Annotated in this window: 1 protein-coding gene and 1 pseudogene; both read left to right on the top strand. The window is 68.1% G+C overall.

Annotated features, from left to right (window positions below):
• Positions 1 to 98: 98 nt before the first annotated feature.
• Positions 99 to 899: pseudogene (locus G6048_RS47920) on the top strand (hypothetical protein); the annotation flags it as partial.
• Positions 900 to 1,160: 261 nt separating this feature from the next.
• Positions 1,161 to 2,013: phosphatase PAP2 family protein (locus tag G6048_RS47925; protein ID WP_165345872.1), on the top strand; the 853-nt coding region annotated here is incomplete at its 3' end.

Consider the following 2,013-nt stretch of genomic DNA (forward strand, 5'->3'; position numbering starts at 1 on the left):
CACGCCCAGGTGTCAGCACCCCGCCAACATCACCAACTCCGGGTCCTCGTGCCATCCGGGGTAACCGAACTTCCCGGCGCCCATGATCTCCGCGCCGATCGGTGCTGCCCGTCGGGATCGTGCAGTCGATGGCGTACAGCGAGTCACTGTTCACGGCGCTCGCGGCCTGGTCGCTGTACGCGGTCCTGACCGGCCGCTGGCTGACGGCGGGCCTGCTCGCCTCCTTCGCGGGACTTACCCGTCCGGTGGGCGCCGCGGTGGTCGCGGCGGTGTGGGCAGCGGCGATCGTCTCGTACGTACGGGACTCGTCCGTCGTACGAGACTCGTTCGTCGTGCGGGACGCCTTCACACGGGATTCGTCCGTACGGGGACGGAGTGTCCCGGCACTGGACAGCGCGCCCTTCTGGCGGCGCACCCTGGGCATGCTTCTCGCGCCGCTGGGCGCCGCCGGTTACGTCCTGTGGGTCGGGCAGCACACGGGCCAGGGGCCGCTGGGCTATCTCGACGTCCAGGCGGGGTGGGGCAACGGCTTCGACGGCGGCTACGCCTTCGCCCGGTTCGTCGCCGACAAGTTCACGTCGTTTCCCTCCGCCCTCGCCGGGCTCGGACTGATCGTCGGGGTCGCCCTGGTGATCTGGCTGTATGTGATCTGCGTACGACAGGATCAGCCGCTGCCGCTGCTGGTGTACGCGGGGATCGTCACCGCGCTGGCCCTGTGCGCGTCGAGCTACTTCGGCTCAAAACCGCGCCTGCTGCTGCCCGCCTTCCCCCTGCTCCTGCCGCCGGCCCTGGCACTGGCCCGGCTGCGAACGTCCAGGTCGGCGTGGGTGCTGGGGGGCGTGGCGGTGGTGTCGGCGCTGTACGGCGCGTTCTGGCTGAACGGCTCCGGTCCGCCCTGACCCCTCCCTGATCCTCGGTGAGCACCGGGGGAATTGCGCGCAAGCTTTCGGTGAACAAATTCAGACACGCCAAAAACAACTCACCGGACGACGCGATGGAATTGAACAAGGACTGAACCAAGGACTGAACGAGGGACGCACACCGGGGAATCCATAATCCCGGTGATAAACCTCCTCCTGAGAGGAATCCCACATCACATCGTCATCACAAAGAGGGAGCCCAGGCGTTGAACAGAGCTCACTCGCTGTAACGTCGAATACGTGCGTACCGAACGAAAGCTGACTCGTCTGGACCGGGTCTTCGCCCGGCTGGACCGTGAGCCGGAACGACCGGCCCATATCGACGTGCCGAGGATGAGCCGGCACAGGGTGGTTCTCCTCGCGGCCACACTCGCCTTCTACGCCGCCATCGTGTGGGCCGTGATCATCAACTCCTGGCTGGTCACGCTCGACTGGCAGGTCATGTTCTTCCGGCCCTATCAGCAGTGGCCGGAGATCCACGCGTTCCTCGACTACTACGTGGTGCTGGGCCAGCGCGGCCCCACCGCCGTGATGGTCACGGCCTGGCTGGGCTGGCGTTCCTGGCGGATGCACACGCTGCGCCCGCTGCTCGCGCTCGGCGTCTCCCTGCTGCTGCTGAACGTCACGGTCGGCGCCGCCAAGATCGGCATGGGCCGTCTCGGCCCGCACTACGCGACCACGATCGGCTCGAACGAGATGTGGCTCGGCGGCGATATATTCCCTTCGGGCCACACCGCCAACGCTGTCGTGACCTGGGGCATCCTCGCCTATCTGGCCTCGACGCCACGCGCCCGCCGCTGGCTGTCGGCCGTCTCCGCCGTGATCTCCCTGGGCGTCGGCCTGACCACCGTCTACATCGGTACGCACTGGCTGAGCGATGTGGTCCTGGGCTGGGCCGCGGGTCTGCTGATTCTGCTGGCGCTGCCCTGGTTCGAGCCGCTGATCGCCCGCGCCGAGGCCCGTATCTTCGCGATGCGGGACGACTGGCGCAGCCGCCGCGCCGGTACGGCACCGGTGCCGGCCACCGCTCTGGTGGGGGCCCCCGCGATGCTCTCGCCGGACGAAGCGCCCGTCGAGAGCCCCATCCCAGCCG

The sequence above is a fragment of the Streptomyces ureilyticus genome, assembly GCF_011045025.1.
Classification (GTDB): Bacteria; Actinomycetota; Actinomycetes; order Streptomycetales; family Streptomycetaceae; genus Streptomyces; species Streptomyces ureilyticus.